General features: G+C 70.4%; 21 protein-coding genes and 1 other RNA gene. 19 read left to right on the plus strand and 3 right to left on the minus strand.

The features are described 5' to 3' along the window. Positions 1-527 (plus strand): hypothetical protein (locus tag ABTX78_RS15555; protein WP_352207323.1); only part of this gene is annotated, 527 nt, incomplete at its 5' end. Between the two features lie 98 nt (positions 528-625). On the opposite strand, the gene ABTX78_RS15560 is transcribed toward ABTX78_RS15555, so the two are convergent. Beyond that, a complete protein-coding gene (locus ABTX78_RS15560) occupies positions 626-820 on the minus strand; it encodes a hypothetical protein (protein ID WP_313946033.1) in 195 nt (64 codons plus the stop codon). A gap of 250 nt (positions 821-1,070) precedes the next feature. Here ABTX78_RS15560 and ftsE point away from each other — a divergent pair, with 250 nt between their 5' ends. The 5 genes from ftsE (at position 1,071) to ssrA (ending at position 4,980) form a co-directional block, all read left to right on the plus strand. After that, positions 1,071-1,760, plus strand: a complete 690-nt coding sequence (gene ftsE / locus ABTX78_RS15565; protein ID WP_313946034.1) for a cell division ATP-binding protein FtsE — start codon at positions 1,071-1,073, stop codon at positions 1,758-1,760. A gap of 25 nt (positions 1,761-1,785) precedes the next feature. Then, positions 1,786-2,703, plus strand: a complete 918-nt coding sequence (gene ftsX, locus ABTX78_RS15570; RefSeq protein ID WP_352207324.1) for a permease-like cell division protein FtsX — start codon at positions 1,786-1,788, stop codon at positions 2,701-2,703. Between the two features lie 67 nt (positions 2,704-2,770). Further along, the gene (locus ABTX78_RS15575) at positions 2,771-3,928 is read left to right on the plus strand and encodes a S41 family peptidase (RefSeq protein WP_352207325.1); all 1,158 of its coding nucleotides are present in this window, start codon (positions 2,771-2,773) and stop codon (positions 3,926-3,928) included. Between the two features lie 18 nt (positions 3,929-3,946). Beyond that, on the plus strand, positions 3,947-4,426 hold the full coding sequence (gene smpB / locus ABTX78_RS15580) for an SsrA-binding protein SmpB (RefSeq protein WP_313946037.1): 480 nt from the start codon (positions 3,947-3,949) through the stop codon (positions 4,424-4,426). A 158-nt stretch (positions 4,427-4,584) separates the two neighbouring features. Further along, positions 4,585-4,980, plus strand: a transfer-messenger RNA (tmRNA) gene (ssrA, locus tag ABTX78_RS15585). A 116-nt stretch (positions 4,981-5,096) separates the two neighbouring features. On the opposite strand, the gene ABTX78_RS15590 is transcribed toward ssrA, so the two are convergent. Then, entirely contained in the window at positions 5,097-6,302 is a 1,206-nt protein-coding gene (locus ABTX78_RS15590; protein WP_352207326.1) for an MFS transporter, read from the minus strand. An 88-nt stretch (positions 6,303-6,390) separates the two neighbouring features. On the opposite strand from ABTX78_RS15590, the gene ABTX78_RS15595 reads away from it, so the two are divergent. From ABTX78_RS15595 to ABTX78_RS15620, 6 genes are all read left to right on the plus strand, one after another. Beyond that, complete coding sequence (locus tag ABTX78_RS15595; RefSeq protein ID WP_352207327.1) at positions 6,391-7,350, plus strand: LysR family transcriptional regulator; 960 nt, start codon at positions 6,391-6,393, stop codon at positions 7,348-7,350. Between the two features lie 152 nt (positions 7,351-7,502). Then, the gene (locus ABTX78_RS15600; RefSeq protein ID WP_352207328.1) at positions 7,503-8,186 is read left to right on the plus strand and encodes a hypothetical protein; all 684 of its coding nucleotides are present in this window, start codon (positions 7,503-7,505) and stop codon (positions 8,184-8,186) included. A 72-nt stretch (positions 8,187-8,258) separates the two neighbouring features. Continuing rightward, positions 8,259-10,382, plus strand: a complete 2,124-nt coding sequence (locus ABTX78_RS15605) for a bifunctional polysaccharide deacetylase/glycosyltransferase family 2 protein (protein WP_352207329.1) — start codon at positions 8,259-8,261, stop codon at positions 10,380-10,382. After that, on the plus strand, positions 10,379-11,587 hold the full coding sequence (locus tag ABTX78_RS15610; protein WP_352207330.1) for an acyltransferase family protein: 1,209 nt from the start codon (positions 10,379-10,381) through the stop codon (positions 11,585-11,587). Before ABTX78_RS15605 ends, ABTX78_RS15610 begins: the two co-directional genes overlap by 4 nt. Positions 11,588-11,624: 37 nt before the next feature. Then, complete coding sequence (locus ABTX78_RS15615) at positions 11,625-12,977, plus strand: nitrate/nitrite transporter (protein WP_352207331.1); 1,353 nt, start codon at positions 11,625-11,627, stop codon at positions 12,975-12,977. A gap of 113 nt (positions 12,978-13,090) precedes the next feature. Next, on the plus strand, positions 13,091-14,395 hold the full coding sequence (locus ABTX78_RS15620; protein ID WP_352207332.1) for a uroporphyrinogen-III synthase: 1,305 nt from the start codon (positions 13,091-13,093) through the stop codon (positions 14,393-14,395). Here the strand turns inward: ABTX78_RS15620 and ABTX78_RS15625 are convergent. Continuing rightward, positions 14,344-14,901 carry an anthrone oxygenase family protein gene (locus ABTX78_RS15625; RefSeq protein ID WP_352207333.1) on the minus strand — a complete coding sequence of 186 codons (558 nt, stop codon included), beginning with the start codon at positions 14,899-14,901 and terminating at the stop codon, positions 14,344-14,346. The two genes, ABTX78_RS15620 and ABTX78_RS15625, sit on opposite strands and share 52 nt — an antisense overlap. 81 nt (positions 14,902-14,982) lie before the next feature. Between ABTX78_RS15625 and ABTX78_RS15630 the strand changes: the two genes are divergently transcribed. The 7 genes from ABTX78_RS15630 (at position 14,983) to ABTX78_RS15660 (ending at position 23,495) form a co-directional block, all read left to right on the plus strand. Continuing rightward, positions 14,983-15,519, plus strand: a complete 537-nt coding sequence (locus ABTX78_RS15630) for a GNAT family N-acetyltransferase (protein ID WP_352207334.1) — start codon at positions 14,983-14,985, stop codon at positions 15,517-15,519. A gap of 163 nt (positions 15,520-15,682) precedes the next feature. Further along, positions 15,683-16,945, plus strand: coding sequence for a serine hydrolase domain-containing protein (locus ABTX78_RS15635; protein ID WP_502993881.1), 1,263 nt, complete (start codon positions 15,683-15,685; stop codon positions 16,943-16,945). A gap of 106 nt (positions 16,946-17,051) precedes the next feature. Next, a complete protein-coding gene (locus tag ABTX78_RS15640; RefSeq protein ID WP_352207335.1) occupies positions 17,052-17,657 on the plus strand; it encodes a CGNR zinc finger domain-containing protein in 606 nt (201 codons plus the stop codon). Positions 17,658-17,798: 141 nt separating this feature from the next. After that, positions 17,799-18,386 (plus strand): sigma-70 family RNA polymerase sigma factor, encoded by a 588-nt coding sequence (locus ABTX78_RS15645; protein WP_313946057.1) that lies wholly within the window; start codon positions 17,799-17,801, stop codon positions 18,384-18,386. Beyond that, positions 18,383-19,216, plus strand: coding sequence for an anti-sigma factor family protein (locus tag ABTX78_RS15650; protein WP_352207336.1), 834 nt, complete (start codon positions 18,383-18,385; stop codon positions 19,214-19,216). The genes ABTX78_RS15645 and ABTX78_RS15650 overlap by 4 nt, the downstream gene beginning before the upstream one ends. 62 nt (positions 19,217-19,278) lie before the next feature. Beyond that, positions 19,279-21,699, plus strand: a complete 2,421-nt coding sequence (locus ABTX78_RS15655) for a HelD family protein (RefSeq protein ID WP_352207337.1) — start codon at positions 19,279-19,281, stop codon at positions 21,697-21,699. 371 nt (positions 21,700-22,070) lie between these two features. Next, the gene (locus tag ABTX78_RS15660; protein WP_352207338.1) at positions 22,071-23,495 is read left to right on the plus strand and encodes an NAD-dependent malic enzyme; all 1,425 of its coding nucleotides are present in this window, start codon (positions 22,071-22,073) and stop codon (positions 23,493-23,495) included. Positions 23,496-23,580: the final 85 nt, after the last annotated feature.

Below are 23,580 nucleotides of genomic sequence, written 5' to 3' on the forward strand. Positions count from 1 at the left end.
GTACGACCGAGGGTCAGACCACGGGCGGTACGACCGAGGGTCAGACGACCGGTGGTACGACCGAGGGTCAGACCACGGGCGGTACGACCGAGGGTCAGACCACGGGCGGTACGACCGAGGGTCAGACGACCGGTGGTACGACCGAGGGTCAGACCACGGGCGGTACGACCGAGGGTCAGACCACCGGTGGTACGACCGAGGGTCAGACGACCGGTGGTACGACCGAGGGTCAGACCACCGGCGGCACCGAGGGCCAGACCACCGGCGGCAGCACCACCGGCGGCACCGACGGTGGCTCGACGACCTCCGGTGGCACCACCGGCGTGATCGACGGTGACGGCAACAACACCGACACCGACAACGCCGGCTCCCAGCCGGTCGAGCAGGGCGAGGCCAAGGAGGAGCTGGCGGAGACCGGTGCCGCCGAGACCACCTTCCTGCTCCTCGGCGCTGCCACCATGATCGCCGGTGGTATCGGCTTCCGGATGCTCCCGCGTCTCGTGGGCAGTAACCGCACCGCCGTCTAAGCATTACGGCGCGTAGCGCACAGCACACAGACGCACAGCACACAGAAAGGAGGGCCCGGGGCGCGCTCAGCGCCCCGGGCCCTCCTTTTGCGTACGTCCTACGCGGTCTGGTGCGCGGCCAGCAGCGCCAGCGCCGCGATCAACACCACCAGCAGCGTCAGCAGCGCCACCGGGCTCAGACCGCCGAACGGTCCCTCCTGCTGGAGTCGCTCGCGGTTCGCCCGGCACACCGGGCAGCGGCCCTCGTTCACCGGGGCCGCGCAGTTGGCGCACACCAATCGGTCGTAGGTCATGCGCTCTCCTCCTCCCGCGCGCCGGAGCCGCAGGCGCGGGACCGTATGCACAGTTCTTTCCCGACAACGCACAGGGGAACGACACTGTTCCCCTACCACCATGCCAGCTCGGGCGCTTTTCGGCGCGCCCCACCCGTTCCTTCGTCATCCGTGACGTGACAAAGTACGCAACCCAGACTGTTGACTGCGCCTGCAACCCCGCTTCGCGTAATGTCACGCACACCTACTCCCGGCCGACCGTGGTGCACCCGTGATCCGATTCGACAACGTCTCCAAGAGCTACCCCAAGCAGAACCGCCCCGCCCTGCGTGACGTCTCTCTCGAGATCGAGAAGGGAGAGTTCGTCTTCCTGGTGGGTTCGTCCGGTTCCGGCAAGTCGACCTTTCTGCGGCTGGTCCTCCGCGAGGAGCGCGCAAGCCAGGGGCTCGTGCACGTCCTCGGCAAGGACCTGGCACGGCTGTCCAACTTCAAGGTGCCGCACATGCGCCGCCAGCTGGGCACCGTCTTCCAGGATTTCCGCCTCCTGCCCAACAAGACCGTCGCGGAGAACGTGGCGTTCGCGCAGGAGGTCATCGGCAAGCCGCGCGGCGAGATCCGCAAGGCCGTGCCGCAGGTTCTCGACCTCGTCGGACTCGGCGGGAAAGAGGACCGGATGCCCGGTGAGCTCTCCGGCGGTGAGCAGCAGCGCGTCGCGATCGCGCGGGCGTTCGTCAATCGGCCGATGCTGCTGATCGCGGACGAGCCGACCGGCAACCTCGACCCGCAGACGTCCGTCGGCATCATGAAGTTGCTGGACCGGATCAACAGGACCGGTACGACCGTCGTGATGGCGACCCACGACCAGAACATCGTCGACCAGATGCGCAAGCGTGTGATCGAGCTCGAGAAGGGCCGTCTCGTACGCGACCAGGCACGCGGCGTCTACGGCTACCAGCACTGAGCTAAGGAAAGGCTGAACGCACGCGATGCGCGCCCAGTTCGTACTGTCGGAGATCGGCGTCGGTCTCCGTCGCAATCTCACCATGACCTTCGCCGTCATCGTCTCCGTGGCTCTGTCGCTCGCCCTCTTCGGCGGCGCGCTGCTCATGCGCGAGCAGGTCAGCACCATGAAGGACTTCTGGTACGACAAGGTCAACGTCTCCATCTTCCTGTGCAACAAGAACGACGCGTCCACGTCGCCCAAGTGCGCCAAGGGCGCGGTCACCGCACAGCAGAAGCAGCAGATCGAGACCGATCTCAAGAAGATGGACGTGGTCGACTCCGTCCATCACGAGACGGCCGAGGAGGCGTACAAGCACTACCGCGACCAGTACGGCGACACTCCCATCGCGTCCACCATCACGCCGGACCAGATGCAGGAGTCGTTCCGGGTCAAGCTGGACGACCCGGAGAAGTACAAGGTCGTCGCCACCGCCTTCGCGGGCCGGGACGGCGTGCAGTCCGTCCAGGACCAGCGCAACATCCTGGAGAATCTCTTCTCCCTGATGAACGGCATGAACATAGCGGCACTGTTCGTGATGGCGCTGATGCTGGTGATTGCGCTGATGCTGATCGTCAACACCGTGCGGGTGTCGGCGTTCAGCCGTAGGCGTGAGACCGGGATCATGCGGCTGGTGGGAGCGTCCAGCTTCTACATCCAGATGCCGTTCATCATGGAGGCCGCGTTCGCGGGCCTGTTGGGCGGTCTGGTCGCCTCGTTGATGCTGCTCGTCGGCAGGTACTTCCTGATCGACCACGGCTTGGCGCTGTCCGAGAAGATGCAACTGGTCAATTTCATCGGCTGGGACGCGGTCGTCACCAAGCTCCCGCTGGTGATAGCGATCGGTCTGCTGATGCCCGCCATGGCCGCTTTCATCGCATTGCGCAAGTACCTCAAGGTGTGACAAGCGCCCCGGGCGCCGTACGGGCAACAACCGTACGGCGCCCTTCGCTTGGCCTAGACTCGTCGCCATGCCGGGCCCGGAGTTCTGTCCTCGGCCCCGCCGCATTCGCCGCGGGGCGGCCCTGACATTGGTCTTTGCGAGCGTTCTCGCCACCGCGGCGGCCACCAACGCCCTGCCGCGCGAGGACGACAGCGCCCCCCGCCCGCTGGCCGCCCGGCCCGCCTCTGCCACCGTCGACCGCGACGCTCTGGCCCGCGCCGCCGCCGAGGCCATGGCTGACGGCAAGTCGGGGACGAAGGCGGCCGAAGAAGTCGTCAGCCGCAGCGGCGACCGGTGGGGGGCGGTGTACGACCGCCAGGAGTACGCGGACTTCCAGCAGGCCCTCGACGGCGAGTACACCGGTGTCGGCCTGACCGCCCGCCGGACCGCCGACGGGCGCGTCGAAGTGGCCCGGGTCCAGTCCGGCGGCCCCGCGGAGAAGGCGGGCATCAAGGCCGGCGACCGGCTGCGCACCATCGACGGCAGGCGGGTGGCCGACCGTCCCGTACCCGAGGTCGTGGCCCAGCTGCGCGGAAGCGAGCGCACGCGCGTGGCCCTCGGCATGGAGCGCGCCGGCCGCACGTGGACCGAGACCCTGACCCGTACGACACTCAGCACCGAGACCGTCACCGTGCGTCACCTTCGGGACGGCGCAGTGATGATCAAGGTCTCCTCCTTCACCAAGGGCTCGGGCGCCCGGGTCCGGGACGCGGTGCGGTCCGCCCCCGCCGGCGCCGGTGTCCTGCTCGATCTGCGCGGCAACGCGGGCGGCCTGGTCGCCGAGGCCGTCGCCGCCGCCTCCGCCTTCCTGGACGGCGGGCTCGTCGCCACGTACGACATACGGGGTGAGCAGCGCTCCCTCTACGCCTCGGCGGGCGGGGACACCGCCAGACCTGTGGTCGCACTGGTCGACAGCGGCACCATGAGCGCCGCCGAGCTGGTGACCGGGGCCCTCCAGGACCGCGGCCGTGCGATCGCCGTCGGTTCGCGCACCTTCGGCAAGGGGTCCGTGCAGATGCCCAGCCGGCTGCCGGACGGATCGGTCGCCGAGCTCACGGTCGGGCACTACCGCACGCCGGCCGGTCACAGCGTCGACGGCCGGGGCATCACACCCGACCTGCTGGCCGCCGAAGGCGCCGAGGAACGGGCCCGCACGGTATTGAGTGGCCTCGGGGGTGGGTCGTAGTGCGAAAATGACCGCACTATGGCTAAGGAAAAAGGGCGCAAGCTGATCGCGCAGAACAAGAAGGCGCGGCACGACTACCTCATCCTCGACACCTACGAGTGCGGGCTCGTGCTGATGGGTACCGAGGTGAAGTCGCTGCGTCAGGGGCGGGCCTCGCTGGCGGACGGCTTCGTCCAGATCGACGGACACGAGGCGTGGCTGCACAACGTGCACGTCCCCGAGTACAGCCAGGGCACTTGGACCAACCACTCGGCCCGCCGGCGGCGGAAGCTCCTCATGCACCGCGAGGAGATCGACAAGCTGGAGTCCAAGGCGCAGGAGACGGGTCACACCATCGTGCCCCTGGCGCTGTACTTCAAGGACGGCCGGGCGAAGGTCGAGATCGCTCTGGCGAAGGGCAAGAAGGAGTACGACAAGCGGCAGACACTGCGGGAGAAGCAGGACCGCCGTGAGACCGACCGCGCGGTCTCCGCGGTCCGCCGCCGCCAGCGGGCCTGAGGGCCGGGCGGCGGGGGCCCGGGAGGCCGGCGGTGCCCCGTGGTCCCGGGCGGTGGGCATGAAGGCCTGACCCGCGGGAATACGGTGGCATGTGGCCGCGTTGGTCACGTACGATGGCGACAGCCCCTCTCGAAGGGGCGCCTTTGAAAAATCAACATGGGGATGATCGGTTTCGACAGCGGATGTCGAAGCAGGAGAAGCGAGCCGAGGAAGCGGCAATGATCTCGTTAACCACGTGTCGCAAACAATAATCGCCAATTCCAAGCGCGATACCTCCGAAGCCTTCGCCCTCGCTGCCTGATCTCAGGCAGTAGAACGAACCTTCACTATGGAGCGTCAGCCCGGGACTGTTCCCGACCCGGTTCCTGACGTCATCTAGGGAACTAAACCTCTGAACCCGGTCACGGGGTGCAGAGGGAAACCAAACAGTGACTGAGCCCGTCGGAGACTTGTCCGCGTGATCTCCGGGGCCGAGAAAATCGCAGCGGACTGCGCTCGGAGAAGTCCTGATTCTGCACCGTTGGACGCGGGTTCGATTCCCGCCATCTCCACTCCCACCTTGTGTGGACCCCATGTGGGCGAAGGCCCGGCTGTCACGACAGCCGGGCCTTCGCCATGCCTGGGGAGGCCATGCCTGGGAAGGCCCGCGGTGGGCGGAGGGCCCCGGCTTTCACGGCAGCCGGGCCTTCGCCGCGCGTGCTCCTGCCGCGCCTGCTCCCGCCACGCCGGCCATCAGCAGCGCCAGCGCGGCCGCGCACACCGGGATCGTGTATCCGTAGGCCGCGCCCATGTGCTCGACCGTCCAGCCCGCCGTGGCCGAGCCGGCCGCGATGCCGCCGAGGATCGCCGTGACGGCGAGCGTCATGCCTTCGTTGAGGCTGCCCTCGGGGGTCATCCGCTGGACCAGGGACATTCCCGTCACCATCGTCGGTGCGGTGGCGGCGCCCGCCAGCAGCAGGGCCGCCGCGAGAACGACGGCCGATCCGGTGCGGGCCGCGAGCAGGGGCAGCGTCATCAGGGCGGTCATGGCCGCCAGGCAGGCGACGAGGCGGCCCGGCAGGTTCCCGCCCGCGCGGAGAGTCCCGTAGAGCAGGCCCGCGGCACACGAACCCGCCGCCTGGAGGCCCAGCAGCAGCCCGGCCCGGGGACCGTCGAGGACGGCGAGCGTGCTGACCTCCAGGGCGCCGAAGACCATGCCGGTGGCCAGGAAGACCGCGAGCAGGGAGGCCATCCCCGGCGTGCGCAGCGGGGATCGCGCGCCGGGCGTGCGCGCGGAGACCGGCGGCTCGGTGGAGCGCTGGGCCGCGAAGATCAGGATGCCGGTCAGCAGCAGGACCGCGCCGGTCAGAGTGCCCGCCTCCGGGAAGAGGGCCGAGCACAGAAGGGCGGCGACGACCGGGCCGAGCATGAAGCAGAGCTCGTCGGCGGCCTGTTCGAAGGAGTTCGCCGTGTGCAGTGCGGCGGCGTTCTCGGGCGTGGGCTCCCGGTGGATGTGGGCCCACCGGGCGCGTGACATGCCGCCGGTGTTGGGGGTCGTGGCGGTGGCGGCATACGCGGCGAAGAGCGTCCAGTCCGGTGCGTCGAAGCGTATGCAGAGCAGGAGGGCGAGCGAGCCGAGCACGGCGAGGGCGGTGGCGGGTACGGCGACACGGGCCTGCCCGTGGCGGTCGACGAGCCGGGCCGTCCAGGGGGCGACGAGTGCGGTGGCCGCCAGTCCCGTCGCGGTGACGGCGCCGGCGAGCGCGTAGGAGCCCCGCGATCCGGCGATCATGATGACGGCGCTGACGCTGAACATCCCCATGGGGAGGCGGGCGAGGAGATTTCCGGCGGTGAAGGCGCGGGCACCCGGGGTCGCGAAGAGTCTGGCGTACGGCATGGAACCACCATCGCCGCAGGTCAGGATGGGGTCCAACACCTGTGGAGAGTCAATTGACGCACCGGCGTTGTAAATTCACCCGGTGCCCATGGACATCGAACCGCGGCTGCTGCGCGCCTTCGCCGCCGTCGCCGACGAACTGCACTTCACTCGCGCCGCGGCCCGGCTGTACGTCGCCCAGCAGGCGCTGAGCCGCGATGTCCGGCGGCTGGAGCGGGAGTTGGGGGCCGCGCTGTTCGTGCGGAGCACCCGGCGGGTGACGCTCACGGCCGACGGCGAACGGCTGCTGCCGTACGCGCGGGCCGTCCTTGCGGCGCACGACGAGCTGAGGGCCGCCTTCACCGCCGCCGACCGGCCGCTGCTCGTGGACCTCAACAGCGAGGGCATGGTGTCCGGCCGCATCCTCGCCCGGGCGCGCGAACTCGCCCCGGATTGCGAGCTGATGGCCCGCTTCGAGAGCGGGCTGACCGGTGCCGCCGCCGAGATCGTCGCGGCGCGGCTCGACGTCTCCTTCGGGCGCTTCGCCGGCCTCGAAGGCCCGGTGCGGGCGCTGCTGTCCCATCGGATCGTCCGGTACGAACCGCTGGGCGTCGTCCTGCCGCACGATCACCCGCTGGCCGCGCGGGAGCACGTTCCGCTGGACGCGCTCGCGGGGGAGACCGTCTACGCCGGTGCGGGCAACCCCCGCACGCTGGAATGGACGGACCTCGCACGGCACCTGTTCGCGGGCCGCGGGATCGCGCTCGCCCCGCCCGCGCCGGTGGCGGTGGGCGTCGAGGAGTTCCGCCGGGTGATGGCGAAGACCCGCAATCCGGTCCTCGCGGTGGTGGACTTCCCGGCCGTGGCGGGCACGGTCATGCGCCCGATCGTCGACCCCGTTCCGCTGTCGCCGCTGTCGATGGTGTGGCGCAAGGGAATGCGCCACCCGGGCGTGGACGCCCTGCATGCGGCGGTCGACGAACTGGGTGCACGGGAGGGCTGGCTGGAAAGAGAGGCTTCGGAATGGTTGCCGGAGTGCGACATCACGCTCATGTGTGACAACAACTGACAGAAGCACCCGTTCGGTACCTCGTGTGGGCTACGTTCGTCCCTCCGGATGCGGTGCAACACAGGGCGCTCGGGGCGGGTGGGGACCCAGGCCGAGATCACGACATACGTCCGCGCATCCGTATTGAGCCAGTGGGGGATGTGCGCACAGCTGTGGAAAATTGGCAAGAAGATGCCCGTATCGGGCATACGCATGAGCCGAACGAGGTCACCGTTCAACTCGACGGACTTGGCCGAAAACTGGGGGAGGCGGCGTCCGAACCGCCGGCCCAGGAAGGCTCGGACGGCCCGGTGTTCGTGGACGAGAGCGGCCGCAGAAGCAAAAAGTTCCGCCGGGCAGGCTGGGTACTGGCCGCCGTCTGCGCCTGCTACGCCGTCACCCTCGTGACCGCACTCGTCGGCGGCAGCTCCACCGCGCCGTGGCTGCCCGGCATCAGCCAGTTCGCGGAGAGCAAGAAGAAGGAGAAGGTGGAGGTCGAGCCCGCTCCCAGTGAACCGGTCTCCGCGGGCGACGCCCCCGGCTACCGGCCCGGCGCCCCGGCGCCCACCGACTCCACCGGCGCCGTACTGCCGCAGCGGCCCACCTCGTCCACGGTGTCGAGCGGTGCCCCGAAGGTGGTTCCGGCGGTCCCCGGTGCCAAGGCGCCGGCCCCCGCGCCCGCCGAACCCTCCGCCGGCGGTGGTGTTCCCGCACCCGGCGGCGGCCCGACGCCCACCGCCTCTCCGGGCGGCGGCGACCCCTTGCCCGAACCGGTGGCCAGTCCCGTCGACCCCTCGCCCTCTCCTTCCGCGCCCACGAGCGCGCCCGTCGAACCCCCCGCGCAAGAAGGCGCCTGACAGATGACCCGTCACGGCAGAGGGGCCCCGCAGCGGCGGAGGCCCCGGTCCGGCGTTCGCCGGCGACTCCCCATGCGCTATCTGCTTCCCGTGGTCTTCCTGATCGCGCTGGCGGCCATGCTGATGCTGCGCGGCTATGTGCACAGCGAGATCCTCGCCGACCACCGCGTGCGGCCACCGGCCCCGTCCGACCAGGTGCCGCAGAAGATCCTCGACGGCGGGCCGGTCATCGACGTACGCGACAAGGCCGATCCCAAGGCCCTGACCGTGCCCGACCGCAAACTGGTGCTCACCTTCGACGACGGTCCGGACCCGGTCTGGACGCCGCGGGTACTCGACGCCCTGAAGGCGCACGACGCCCACGCCGTCTTCTTCGTCACGGGCACCATGGCGTCCCGGTACCCCGACCTCGTCGAGCGGATGGTGCGGGAGGGCCACGAGATCGGGCTGCACACCTTCAACCACCCCGACCTGGCCTTCCAGTCCACCGACCGGATCGACTGGGAGCTCTCCCAGAACCAGTTGACGCTCGCGGGGGCGGCGGGCATCCGCACCTCCCTGTTCCGGCCGCCGTACTCCTCGTCCTCCGAGGCTCTCGACAACAAGTCCTGGCCGGTCGCCCAGTACATCGGCAGCCACGGCTACATCACCGTCTTCAACAACACTGACTCCGAGGACTGGAAGCGCCCCGGTGCCCAGGCCATCCTCGAACGGGCCACACCCCGGGGCACCAAGGGCTCGATCGTGCTGATGCACGACTCCGGCGGCGAACGCTCGCAGACCGTCGCCGCGCTCGAACGGCTGCTGCCGCAGATGAAGGCCAGGGGCTACACCTTCGCCAACCTCACCGAGGCGCTCGGCGCTCCCAGCGCCCACACCCCGGTCACCGGCACCGACCTGTGGAAGGGCAAGGCGTTCGTCGCCGCGGTCGCCGTCTCGGAGAGCACCACCGGTGTTCTGGTCGCCGGGCTCGCCGTCATCGGCGTCCTGGTCCTCGCCCGGTTCGGCCTGATGCTCCTTCTCTCGTTCGCGCACGCCCGCAAGGTGCGCCGCCGGAACTTCCGCTGGGGTCCGCCGGTCACCGAACCGGTGACGGTGCTGGTCCCCGCGTACAACGAGAAGGAGTGCATCGAGAACACCGTCCGCTCCCTGATGGCGAGCGACCATCCCATCGAGGTCGTCGTCATCGACGACGGGTCCGCGGACGGCACCGCCGATCTCGTCGACGCGATGGCGCTGCCCAACGTGCACGTCGTGCGCCAGGTCAACTCCGGCAAGCCGGAGGCGCTCAACAACGGCATCCGGCACGCCCGTCACGACCTCATCGTGATGATGGACGGTGACACCGTCTTCGAGCCCTCCACCGTCCGCGAACTGGTGCAGCCCTTCGGTGACGAGCGCGTCGGCGCCGTCGCAGGCAACGCCAAGGTCGGCAACCGCGACACCCTCATCGGCGCCTGGCAGCACATCGAGTACGTGATGGGCTTCAACCTCGACCGCCGTATGTACGACCTGCTGCGCTGCATGCCCACCATCCCCGGCGCGGTCGGCGCCTTCCGCCGCGAGGCGCTGGAGCGCGTCGGCGGCATGAGCGAGGACACCCTCGCCGAGGACACCGACATCACCATGGCCATGCACCGCGACGGCTGGCACGTCGTCTACGCGGAGAAGGCCCGCGCCTGGACCGAGGCCCCGGAGAGCGTGCAGCAGCTGTGGTCGCAGCGCTACCGCTGGTCGTACGGGACCATGCAGGCCATCTGGAAGCACCGGCGGGCCCTCGTGGAACGCGGCCCGTCCGGCCGCTTCGGCCGGGTCGGACTGCCGCTGGTCTCCCTGTTCATGGTGCTCGCCCCGCTGCTGGCCCCGCTGATCGACGTCTTCCTGCTCTACGGACTCGTCTTCGGCCCCACGCTGAAGACGGTCGCCGCCTGGCTCGGCGTCCTCGCCGTACAGGTCGTCTGCGCCGCCTACGCGTTCCGGCTCGACGGCGAGAAGATGATCCATCTGATCTCGCTGCCTCTCCAGCAACTGCTCTACCGCCAGTTGATGTACGTCGTGCTTCTCCAGTCCTGGATCACGGCCCTGACCGGCGGCCGGTTGCGCTGGCAGAAGCTGCGGCGCACCGGGACGGTCGAGGCGCCCGGCGCCGTGCCCGCTCCGCGGCGCAGCGACGAGAACCGGAAGGCGGTCGGATGACCCCGTCCGTCACCGGGACGACGCCCGCGCACACCGCTGTGCCGGCCGAGGCCCCGCCGGCCGGCCGGGACCGCTACTTCGACCTGCTGCGCGCGCTCGCCCTCTTCCGCGTCGTGCTCTACCACCTGGTGGGCTGGGCCTGGCTGCCGCTGCTCTTCCCCTCCATGGGCGTGATGTTCGCGCTCGCGGGCGCGCTGACGGCCCGCTCCCTGGAGCGTCCCGCTCTCCAGGTGATCCGCGGCCGGGTACGCCGTCTGCTGCCCCCGGTGTGGGTCCTCGGCGCGGTCTGCGGCACCCTCATGGTGGTCCACGGCTGGCGGCCCGGGCCGTCCGCGGTGTTCTGGGTCCTGCCGCTGAGCGACCCGCCGTTCCTGGCCGCCGCATGGGCCGCGGACATGGCCGAGCCGCTGTGGTACCTGCGCGCCTATCTGTGGTTCGTCGTGCTGTCGCCCCTGCTCCTGCGGTTGCTGCGGCGGTTCGCGTGGCCGGCGCTTCTCGCGCCCGTGGCCCTCTCGGTCCTGCTGAGCGTCGGAGGGCTCTCGCTGCCGACACGCATCGACTCTGCGGTCACCGACTTCAGCACCTTCGGCGCCTGCTGGATGCTCGGCATGGCGCACCAGGAGGGCCTGCTCGCCCGGCTGCCGCGCTATACCGTCCCCTCCCTCGCCCCGGTGCTCCTCATGCCGGCCGGCCTCTGGTGGGCCACCCGTCACGGCTTCGGTGAGCCGGGCGTGGAGCTGGACGGCATCCCGACCGCACAGGCTCTCTGGTCGCTCGGCGCGGTCCTGCTGCTGCTCCACTTCAGTCCGTCGTGGCAGGAGTGGCCGCGCCGGCTGCGCCGCCTCGACGGCGTGGTCTCCCTGCTCAACTCCCGTGCCGTGACCGTCTATCTCTGGCACAACGTGTGCATCCTCGCCGCCGCGACGCTGTGGGACCGTATGTGGTCGCTCGACGCCCTGAGCGAGGGAGCGCCGTGGCTGCTGGAGAGCTGGGTGCCCGTCCTGCTGCTCGCCTGGGCGCTGATCGCGTTGTGCATCCTGCTGTTCGGTCCCGCCGAGGATGTCGCGGCCGGACGACGGCTCCGGCTGTGGCCCCGCGACATCCCGCAGCGCAAGCGCGGCTCACACACGCGCCGACCGCCGGGTGAGAGCAGCGTTGCGTACCGGTCACCTGCAGCCATCGAGGCCGAAACGCGCCGTCCCTAGCGTCGCCTCCACGACCCGACACCCGTGGAGGCGCGTCATGGCAGGCCGGTGGATCGAACAGTGGGACCCGGAGGACGAGACCTTCTGGCGTACGACGGGGGAGAGGACCGCCCGGCGCAATCTCGTCTTCTCCGTGCTCAGCGAGCACATCGGGTTCTCCATCTGGACCCTGTGGTCGGTGATGGTGCTGTTCATGGGACCCGAGTACGGCGTCGACCCGGCCGGGAAGTTCTTCCTGATCGGCACGGCCACCCTGGTGGGCGCCGTGATCCGGGTGCCGTACACCTTCGCGGTCGCCCGGTTCGGCGGCCGGAACTGGACGATCTTCAGTGCCCTGATGCTGCTGCTGCCGACCGGTGCCGCGTACGCCGTGATGGAGCCGGGGACCTCGTACGGCACCTTCCTCCTCGTCGCCGCGCTCACCGGCGTCGGCGGCGGCAACTTCGCCTCCTCGATGACGAACATCAACTCCTTCTTCCCGCTGCGGAAGAAGGGCTGGGCCCTCGGCGTCAACGCCGGCGGCGGCAACATCGGGGTGCCGGTGGTGCAGCTCGTCGGGCTGCTCGTCATCGGGACCGCGGGCGCCGCCCATCCCCGCATCGTGCTCGGCGCCTACATCCCGCTGATCGTCGTCGCCGCGGTCTGCGCGGCCCTGTGGATGGACAATCTCGCGCCCGTGAAGAACGACACGGGCGCCGCCAGGGAAGCCGTCCGGGACGGCCACACCTGGATCATGGCATTCCTCTACGTCGGCACCTTCGGCTCGTTCATCGGCTACAGCTTCGCCTTCGGCCTGGTGCTCCAGACGCAGTTCGGGCGCAGCCCGCTCCAGGCCGCCTCCCTCACCTTCGTCGGACCGTTGCTCGGCTCGCTCATCCGGCCCGTGGGCGGGGCTCTCGCGGACCGTTTCGGCGGGGCGCGCATCACGCTCGGCAACTTCCTCGCGATGGCGGCGGCCACGGGCGTGGTCGTCACCGCCTCCGTGCAGGAGTCCCTGCCGGTCTTCCTCGTCGGCTTCATCGCCCTGTTCGTGCTCACCGGGCTGGGCAACGGCTCGACGTACAAGATGATCCCCGGCATCTTCCAGGCGAAGGCGCTCGCGAAGGGCATGTCGGGCGAGGCGGCCGCCGCCTACGGCCGGCGGCTGTCCGGAGCCTCGATGGGGCTCATCGGTGCCGTGGGCGCGCTCGGCGGCCTCGGAATCAATCTCGCCTTCCGCCAGTCGTTCCAGAGCGCCGGCACGGGCACCGCGGCCTTCGTGGGCTTCCTGCTCTTCTACGCGGTGTGCTCGGTCGTGACCTGGGCGGTATACCTTCGCCGGCCCGCGCCCGCGTCGGTGCGCACCGAGGCACCCGAGGCGGAGCCGCAACTCGGATACGCGCGCGTCTGAGCCGGACACGTCCGTAACGGCGGGGAAATACCGGCGAACCGAGCCTGTCACGCACTCTTGGCAGGCTCGGTCGCCTCATCCGCGCAGGATGGGCGGCGAAGTGGGGACACCGGATGCACGACCAGCAGGAACAGAACGAGCAGAACGAGCAGCGGGAACAGCGCAACCAGCGGGAAGGGCACGACCGGTCGCGGTCACCGGGTGACGGACAGGGCGACCGACAGGAACAGCACGACCGGCAGCAGGCACCGGGCGGCCGGTCGCAGCACGCCCAGGAGGCGCGGGGCTCCGTCCACGGGCCGCTCGCCGGTTTCACCGTCGGTGTCACGGCCGCCCGCCGGGCCGACGAACTCGGCGCACTGCTGTGCCGCCGGGGCGCCACCGTCCTGCACGCTCCCGCGCTGCGGATCGTCCCGCTCGCCGACGACGCAGAACTCCTCGCGGCCACCAAGGAGTTGATCGACCACGCCCCCGACGTCGCCGTCGCCACCACCGCCATCGGCTTCCGCGGCTGGGTGGAGGCCGCCGACGGCTGGGGGTGCGGCGAGGAACTGCTGGCCGGTCTGCGGGGCGTCGAACTGCTGGCCCGCGGTCCGAAGGTGAAGGGCGCGATCCGTGCCGCGGGTCTCACCGAGGAGTGGTCACCGGCCTCGGAGTCCATGGCCGAGGTCCTCGACCGGCTCCTCGCCGAAGGTGTCTCCGGCCGTCGGATCGCCCTCCAGCTGCACGGTGAGCCGCTGCCGGGGTTCGTCGAGTCGCTGCGGGCCGCGGGCGCCGATGTCGTCCTCGTCCCCGTCTACCGGTGGATGCCCCCGGAGGACCTGGCCCCCGTGGACCGGCTGCTGGACGCGGTCGTCGGGCGCTCCCTGGACGCCGTCACCTTCACCAGTGCGCCGGCCGCCGCGTCGCTGCTCTCCCGCGCCGAGACGCGCGGACAGCTCGAACCGCTGCTGCACGCACTGGAACACGATGTGCTGGCCGCCTGCGTGGGACCCGTCACCGCGCTGCCGCTCCAGGCCCGCGGCATCCCGACCGTCCAGCCCGAGCGCTTCCGGCTCGGGCCGCTGGTGCAGGTGCTGGGCGCCGAACTGCCGTCTCGTGCCCGCACGTTCCCGGTCGCCGGGCGCCGATTGGAGATCCGCGGCCACGCCGTCCTCGTCGACGACGAACTGCGGCCCGTGCCGCCCGCCGGGATGGCCATGCTGCGGGCCCTGTCCCGGCGCCCCGGCTGGGTCGTCTCCCGCGCCGATCTGCTCGGCACCCTGCCCGGCGCCGGCCGGGACGAGCATGCCGTCGAGACCGCCATGGCCCGGCTGCGGACCGCACTCGGCGTGCCCAAGCTGATCCAGACCGTCGTCAAGCGGGGCTACCGGCTCGCGCTGGACCCGGCAGCGGACACCAAGTACGGCGACGTCTGACGCGGCAGGGTGCTCGCCCAGCACAGACATCCGAGGGCGGCGATGTTCAGCACCCCGCGCACGATGTTCCAGGCGACCCACGGGTCCTCGTACGCGTCCCGCACGGCCGCCGGATCGGCGATCCGTGCCGGATCCCCGGCCGCGACCAGGTCCTCGCTGAGCGGCACACTCACCAGCACGGTCGACAGGAACGCCGCCGAGTACAGCACCAGCGCCGCGAGCACCCAGGGCCGCAGCGGGGACCGCCACTGCTGCCGGGTCGCGATCGCGGTGAGCACGAGCGCGCCCAGGAACCCGAGGAAGAAGAGCGGGTTCTGGATCACGTCGTCGACGTTCTGCATCACCTCGATGTACGTACGGTCGTCACTGCGCGCGAGCGCCGGCATCACCGATATCGCGTAGGCGAACCAGATGCCCGCCATCAGACCGGTGGTCGCCGTCGCCGCCGCGAGGACCGCCCTGCCGCCGCGGCCTCCTGACCTGTTCTCCGTCGTGTTCTGTGTCATGTGACCAGTTCAGCGCCGGCGGCCCGGACTCTCCATGGCCGAGCGTCGCAGGCGCATGTCCGGGCGTCTACGGTACGCAGGATGAGCGATGACCTTCCGCGTCTGCTGCCCGACGGGCCGAACGCCGCCCGGCGCCTCGCGGGACCCGTGGCCCGCGCCCTGGCCCGCAACCGGGCCCATATGCGCCCCTGCGAGCCGACCCGTCCCGAGCGGTTCTACACGGCCGAGGGGCAGGCCGTCCGGCTGGCACCCGATCCCACCACCCGGCGCTGGCACTTCCACGCGGGCACCCGGATCGTCGGCGGGCTCACGCTCTCCGGTATCGCTCTCGGCCCGTTCCGCAGTGCGCAGCTCGGCTACTGGATCGACGCCGAGTTCACCGGCCGCGGGCTCGCCACCCGCGCCGTCGAGGAGGTCTGCCGGGCCGCCCGCGAGGACCTGGGCCTGCACCGGGTGGAGGCGGACACCCTGCTCGACAACGCCGCCTCGCAGCGGGTGCTCGCCAAATGCGGCTTCGAGCGGATCGGCATGGCCCCGAACTACCTGCACATCAACGGCGCATGGCGTGACCATCTGCTCTTCCAGCGGATCCTGCACGACGACCCGCCGCCACTCTGACGGAGCGGGCGGGCAACACGGACGAGGGATTCATCTCCCGGCATGCAACCCGATCGGTGGGCCGGCGCGTACAAGTGGTGCCGACGTCGCGTCAGCGGCTCGGCCGGCGACGGACGTTGCTGTACGCAATCGGACATGGGAGAAGAACCTGATGGTCGCAGGCATGGTGGGCAGAGGTACGGCGCTGGGCGCGGCCCTGCTGTCCCTCCTCGCAGTCCCCGCACCGACCGCCTTCGCGGCACCGGCGGCTCCTGCCGCAGACAGCGTGACACCGGCAGTCGCGGCGGCTCCGGCAGTTCCGGCGGCGCCCGGCACGACGGTGCCGGCGCCCGACCTGACCGCTCTGCGCGAGGCCCTGCGCTCGGCCCTGGCGAAGGGAGCCCCGGGCGCGATGGCCCGGATCGACGACAACGGCACGGTCCGCCGTCTCACCGAGGGCGTCGCGGACAGGGCCACCGGCCGGCCGATGAACACCGACGACCGCTTCCGCATCGGGAGCGTCACCAAGACGTTCACCTCGGTGGTCGTGCTCCAGCTGGTCGACGAGGGCCGGCTGGACCTGGACACCTCGGTGAACACGTATCTGCCCGGGCTGCTGCCGGACGACCGGATCACGGTGCGTCATCTGCTCAGCCACCGCAGCGGGCTGCACGACTACACCGACGAGATGTTCGCCCAGACGGTCCCGGGCTTCGAGGCCGTGCGCAACAAGGTGTTCAGCCACCAGGACCTGGTGAAGCTGTCGCTGCAGAAGCCGCTCACCGTCGAGCCCGGCACGACCCACGCGTACTCCAACACCAACTTCGTCGTCGCGGGGATGCTCGTCGAGAAGGCCACCGGCCGCACGGTGCAGAGCGAGTACCGCGACCGGATCATCAAGCCGCTGAAGCAGAAGGACACCTTCTACGTCCACCCCGCCACCGCGATCCCCGGCCGTCACGTCAGGGGTTACCTCCGGCCCGACGAGGCGGGCGCACCGCTCGTGGACTCGACCCGGCAGACCGCCTCCTGGGCGCAGAGCGCGGGCGCGATGATCTCCAGCACCCACGATCTGAACACCTTCGTCTCCACCCTGCTGCGCGGGAAGCTGATGTCCCCGGCCCGGCTGGCGCAGATGCAGGAGTGGGTGCCGGTCAACAGCACCCAGGGCTACGGTCTCGGGCTGCGCCGCCGTGATCTGTCCTGCGGTGTCTCCGTCTTCGGACACACCGGCACCGTCCAGGGCTACTACACGTACTCCTTCACCTCGAAGGACGGAAAGCGCACCCTCACCTCCCTGGCGAACACCTCCAACACCAGCGATGTGTTGAATGTCATGCCGCTGACGCTGGAGGCCGTTTTCTGCGGCAAGAAGCCCGCCGCCGCGCGCGGCGCGATCCCGGTCGAGCGCCATGAGGACATCGCGCCCTCGCTCGTCCGCGACTGAGACCCGGGTGCGGCCGGACGGACCAGAACGAGGGGTTCCGGCCGCACGCCCGGACGGGCACTCTGGTGGGGACACCCGGCGGTGACCCCGAGGCGGTGACAGGCGCATGACCGCAGGCGCGACTGGTACGGCGTCGTACGACTGGCGGTTCGACTCCGGGCGCCTGTGCCTGGACCTGATGGCGACGGCGGAGGCCGAGCCGGGTGAGGGCGAACCGCTCGCCGGTGCAGGCCGGCTCGGCCGGTGGCTGACCGGCGCCGGACTGGTGCCGGCCGCCACTCCGCTCGGTGACGTGGATGCCCGCTGGGTGGATCGCTTCGTCGAACTGCGCGGCGCACTCAGCCAGTTGGTACGCGCCGAGATCGACGGCCGGTACGCGGAATCCGCCCTGGAGCGGGTGAACACCCTGGCCGCGGCCGGCGCACCGCCCGCCCCCCGAGCCGTCCGGGACGCCGACGGCACGCTCGTTCGGGCCCTGGGATCGGCACCCGGCTGCGCCTCCCTGCTCGCCGCGATCGCCCGCGACGCCGTGGAGTTGCTGACCGATCCGGCGGCCAGGGCGGGGCTGCGGCAGTGCCAGGGCGAGAGCTGTCGCCGCGTCTATCTGGACACCTCCCGCGGCCGGCGCCGGCGGTGGTGTTCCAGCGAGGTCTGCGGCAACCGCGAACGGGTCGCCCGGCACCGGCGCAGGGCCTCCGTGGCCCGGGCCTGAGACCGCCCGTCGTCTCCCGAACCGGACACCCGAAAAGATCTTGAAAGTTTTTCGGCACCCGTTGAGTGATCCTCCTGCGTACCCCGTAGTGAAGGAGGACAAGCAGCCAGCCGAAAACAGGGTCTCGACCGGGAGGTTCAGGTGCGCAAGGATGCCGCCGTGGCCGATGACCGTCCGCAGAGGGCACGCCATCGAAGCGATAAGCCACGCACCGACTCCTCAGCACCTGATGAGGAACTCATGCGCGCGCTCTATCGCGAACATGCGGGTCCTCTGCTCGCCTATGTACTGCGCCTTGTTGCCGGCGATCGCCAGCGTGCCGAGGACGTGGTGCAGGAGACGCTCATCCGTGCCTGGAAGAACGCCGGTCAGCTCAACCGAGCAACCGGCTCTGTCCGACCCTGGCTGGTGACGGTCGCACGCCGCATCGTCATCGACGGTCACCGCAGCCGGCAGGCCCGGCCGCAGGAGGTCGATCCGTCGCCGCTGGAGGTCATGCCTGCGGAGGACGAGATCGACAAGGCGTTGTGGCTGATGACGCTCTCTGATGCACTCGATGATTTGACGCCCGCCCACAGGGAAGTTCTTGTCGAGACGTATTTCAAGGGGCGCACGGTCAATGAGGCTGCCGAGACTCTCGGCATACCCAGTGGGACGGTGCGGTCCCGGGTGTTCTACGCACTCCGTTCCATGAAGCTCGCACTGGAGGAAAGGGGGGTCAGGGCATGACCATGCACGAGCAGGAATCCGTCCACGATGCCGTTGGCGCGTATGTGCTCGGCGTGCTCGACGACGCTGACGCCGCCGCCTTCGAGATGCACCTGGCCGGCTGCCAGATCTGCGCCGCCCACCTCGAGGACTTCTCCGGTATGGAGCCCATGCTGGCGATGCTGGCCGAGGCCCCCGCCCCGGGTCCGAGCAGCAACGTGGTGAATCTGCCGGGCATGCGGAGCATGCAGCCGCCGGGCTGGATGGACGCCCCGCCGTCGCGGCCCGTTCCCGTCGTACCCGCTCCCCCCAGCCCCAAGGTGCTGAACGGCCTGCTGGACGAGGTCGCCGCCAAGCGGGCGGCCAGGCGCCGGCGCGGGATGTACCTGGTCGCGGCCGCCGCGGCCCTGATCATCGGCGGCCCCGCCGCGGCCGTCGTGGTGACGGCGGACGACACGGGCAGCACCCAGGCCCGGCCGCAGTCCACGTCCCCCGCCGAGGACGCCTTCGCCCTCATCCAGGACAAGGTCGGCCACACCGACGCGACGACCAAGGTCAGCGCGGCGGTCGGCATGGAGAAGAAGGCCTGGGGCACCCACACCGTTCTGGAACTGAAGAACGTCAAAGGGCCGCTCAAGTGCAATCTGATCGCCGTCTCCAAGACCGGCGAGGAGGAAATCGTGACCTCCTGGGCCGTCCCGGAGTGGGGCTACGGCATTCCCGGCAGCCCGAACCCGGCCGGCAAGAAGCCGCTGTACGTGCACGGCGGAGCGGCGATGGACAGTAACGACATCGACCACTTCGAGGTCCGTACGTTCGAGGGCAAAAAGCTGGTGGAAGTCGAGGCCTGACAGAAACGCCCCCTTCGCATAAGGTTGACGGCTGCCCAGTGCACGTCAGAAGGGGGCCCTCGGTGGCCGCGCAGGAAGCCGCTGTCGACTCTGTCCGGGACCGGGAAATCGGTGTCGAACAGGAACATCTGGACCAGGTGTACCGCCGCCTCGAGGAGAAGATCCACGAGGCGGAATTCCTGATGCACGACGCCGCGAAACGCGGCCAGGTCGGCACACCGGGTGCTCTCGCCGAACGGGATGCCCAGGTCTTCCGCGCCGGCATCCACCTCAATCGGCTCAACAACGAGTTCGAGGATTTCCTCTTCGGACGGATCGACCTGCTGCTCGGCAAGGACGGGCAGAAGGGACCCGACGGGGCGTACACCTCGGTGGAACCCGCGGACGACGCGGTCGGAGCCGACAACACCGCCGACATCGCGGAGACCCTCCACATCGGCCGTATCGGTGTCCTCGACTCCGACTACGCGCCCCTGGTCATCGACTGGCGCGCGCCGGCCGCCGCGCCCTTCTACCGCTCCACCCCGGTCGACCCGGGCCGCGTGGTGCGCCGCCGGGTGATCCGCTCCAAGGGCCGCAAGGTCCTCGGGGTCGAGGACGACCTGATGAGACCCGAGCTCACCGCGACACTCGACGGCGACCGGCTCCCGGTGATCGGTGACGGCGCGCTGATGGCGGCGCTCGGCCAGGCCCGCAGCCACACCATGCGGGACATCGTCGCCTCCATCCAGGCCGAACAGGACCTGGTGATCCGCGCGCCCGCCGCGTCCGTGACCTACGTCGAGGGCGGCCCCGGCACCGGCAAGACCGCCGTGGCGCTGCACCGGGCCGCCTACCTCCTCTACCAGGACCGCCGGCGCTACGCGGGCGGCATCCTGATCGTCTCGCCGACGCCGCTGCTCGTCTCCTACACCGAGGGCGTGCTGCCCTCGCTGGGCGAGGAGGGGCAGGTCGCGATCCGCGCGGTCGGCCATCTGGTCGACGGCGCCGAGGCCACGGCCTACGACGAACCGGCCGTGGCGCGCGTCAAGGGCTCGTCCCGGATGCTGAAGGTCCTCCGCAAGGCCGCCCGAGGCGCCCTGGAGCTCTCCGGACCCACGGCACCGCACAACGGCAACGGCGGCGCGAACGGCAGTGCGAACGGCAGCGCGAACGGCAGCGCGAACCGCGACGGCCGGCTCGCCTTCGGCGAGGAGCCGCAGGACGCGCCGACGGGCCCGCCCACCCGCCTGCGGGTGGTCGCCTTCAACCGCCGGCTCGAACTCGAGGCCGAGGAACTCGGACGCATCCGCCACAACGTCCTCGGCGGGACCACACCGGTCAACCTGCTGCGCCCGCGCGCCCGCAGGCTGCTGCTCGACGCCCTGTGGGCGAAGTCCGGGTCCGGCTCCCGGCACACGGATCCCGAGCTCGCCGCGGAGCTGCGGTCCTCCTTCGACGAGGACATCACCGGTGAGGACAGCTTCATCGCGTTCCTGGACGCGTGGTGGCCCGAACTGACCCCGCGTCGGGTGCTCGTCGCCATGGCGGACGAGCGGCGGCTGGGGCGGTGGGCCCGCCGGGTGCTCAATCCGGGCGAAGTGCGCCGGCTGGCGCGCTCGCTGCGCAGGCTCGGGCCCGAGGGCCGGGGCCCGCTGTCCGTGCACGACGTGGCACTGCTGGACGAGCTGCAGACCCTGCTCGGCTCCCCGGCGCGCCCGCGACGCAGGCGCGAACTCGACCCGCTGGACCAGCTCACCGGTCTGGAGGAGCTGATGCCGCAGCGCGAGGAGACCCAGCGCGAGCGTGCCGAGCGGCTCGCGGCGGAGCGCGAGGAGTACGCCCACGTCATCGTCGACGAGGCGCAGGACCTCACGCCCATGCAGTGGCGGATGGTCGGCCGCCGCGGCCGGCACGCGACCTGGACGATCGTCGGCGACCCGGCCCAGTCGTCCTGGTCGGACCCGGACGAGGCGGCCGAGGCGCGCGACGAGGCGCTGGGCAGCCGCCCGCGCCGGCGTTTCCAGCTCACGGTCAACTACCGCAACCCGGCGGAGATCGCGGAACTCGCCGCCAAGGTGCTGGCGCTCGCCATGCCCGGCATGGAGTCCCCGTCCGCGGTGCGCTCCACGGGCGTCGAGCCGCGCTACGCGGTCGTCCGGGGCAACGACCTGGCCGGCACCGTCCGGGAGGAGGCGCAGCGCCTGCTGGACCGCGTCGACGGCACGGTCGGTGTGGTGGCCGCGATGAACCGGCGCGCCGAGGTGGCGCGTTGGCTGGAGGGGCTCGGCGAGCGGGTGGTGGCGCTCGGCTCGCTGGAGGCGAAGGGACTGGAGTACGACGCGACGGTGGTGGTCTCCCCGGCGGAGATCGCGGACGAGTCCCCGGCGGGGCTGCGGGTGCTGTACGTCGCGCTGACCCGTGCGACACAGCAGCTCACCGTGGTGTCGGGGCGCCGGGACGACCCGGACGCGGACGGGATCCCGGACCTGCTGCGGGATTGATCCGCGGTCAACTCGTCGTAGGGGAATCACCTTCGGGGAGTCTTTGTTAGCCTGGTCGTGACACCGGCCCGATCCAAGCCCCCGGGCCCAACCTTCGTCGCTCAGAGCGACCACTTGCCGCGAGGCGAGCATGGCGGGTCGGTGTCACTTACACCACATCGGAAGAGGCCCACGCCCCCTTAGGGACGTGGGCCTCTTCTGTTTCCCCTTCTGCTCCCGCTACATATCTCGTATGGTGGAAAAAGCTTTCCGAAAACTAAACGACCAGTATTACCTGCTACCCGCAGGTAGGTGCGACCATCGGAAGGCGTCGCCGGGCAGCAGCCACGGCCGCATGGCAATGAAGCTAGGGAAAGCAGAGGAACCCGGTCATGGCAACGGCGCCCAGCGTCTCGTACTCGATGACGGTCCGGCTGGAGGTGCCCGCGAGCGGAACCGCGGTCTCCCAGCTGACCACGGCCGTGGAGTCCTCCGGCGGCTCTGTGACCGGCCTGGACGTGACCGCCTCCGGCCACGAGAAGCTGCGGATCGACGTGACGATCGCGGCCAGCTCCACCACGCACGCCGACGAGATCGTCGAGGAGCTGCGCGAAATCGTCGGCGTCGTCGTCGGCAAGGTCTCCGACCGTACGTTCCTGATGCACCTCGGCGGCAAGATCGAGATGCAGTCCAAGCACCCCATCCGCAACCGTGACGATCTCTCGATGATCTACACGCCGGGTGTGGCGCGGGTCTGCATGGCCATCGCCGAGAACCCCGAGGACGCCCGCCGTCTCACCATCAAGCGCAACTCCGTCGCCGTGGTCACCGACGGCTCCGCCGTCCTCGGTCTCGGCAACATCGGGCCGATGGCCGCGCTGCCCGTCATGGAGGGCAAGGCTGCCCTGTTCAAGCGGTTCGCCGGCATCGACGCCTGGCCGCTGTGCCTGGACACCCAGGACACCGACGAGATCGTCGCGATCGTCAAGGCGATCGCCCCGGGCTTCGCCGGTATCAACCTGGAGGACATCTCCGCCCCCCGCTGCTTCGAGATCGAGGCGCGGTTGCGGGAGGCCCTGGACATCCCGGTCTTCCACGACGACCAGCACGGCACCGCCATTGTCGTGCTGGCCGCGCTGACCAACGCGCTGCGTGTGGTCGGCAAGGAGGTCGGTGACGTGCGAGTCGTCATGTCCGGCGCCGGCGCCGCGGGTACGGCCATCCTGAAACTGCTGATCGCAGCGGGTGTGAAGCACGCCGTCGTCGCCGACATCCACGGTGTGGTGCACGCGGAGCGCGAGGACCTGGTGGGCGCGGTCCCCGGCTCCGCGCTGCGCTGGATCGCCGACAACACCAACCCCGAGGGTGTCCGCGGGACGCTCAAGGAGGCCACCGTCGGCGCGGACGTCTTCATCGGTGTCTCAGCCCCCAACGTGCTCGGCGGCGAGGACGTCGCGGCCATGGCGGACGGCGCCATCGTCTTCGCGCTCGCGAACCCCGACCCCGAAGTCGACCCGGCAATCGCCCGCCAGACGGCGGCGGTTGTCGCCACCGGCCGCTCCGACTTCCCGAACCAGATCAACAACGTGCTGGTGTTCCCGGGCGTCTTCCGCGGTCTGCTGGACGCGCAGTCCCGCACCGTCAACACCGAGATGATGCTCGCGGCCGCGGCCGCGCTCGCGGACGTCGTCACCGAGGACGAGCTGAACCCGAACTACATCATCCCCTCCGTCTTCAACGACAAGGTCGCGGGAGCGGTCGCCGGTGCGGTGCGCAACGCCGCGAAGGCCGTGGGCGCCACCATCGGCGCGTCGTGAGTCGCCGGGCCCCGGCCGCCGCTCTAGGGTGACGGACCATAGCCCGGCGGCTCCAGGGAGTCTCCAGCGAGTGAACGGAACGTCA

Source organism: Streptomyces sp. NPDC096193, from assembly GCF_040302905.1.
GTDB lineage: Bacteria > Actinomycetota > Actinomycetes > Streptomycetales > Streptomycetaceae > Streptomyces.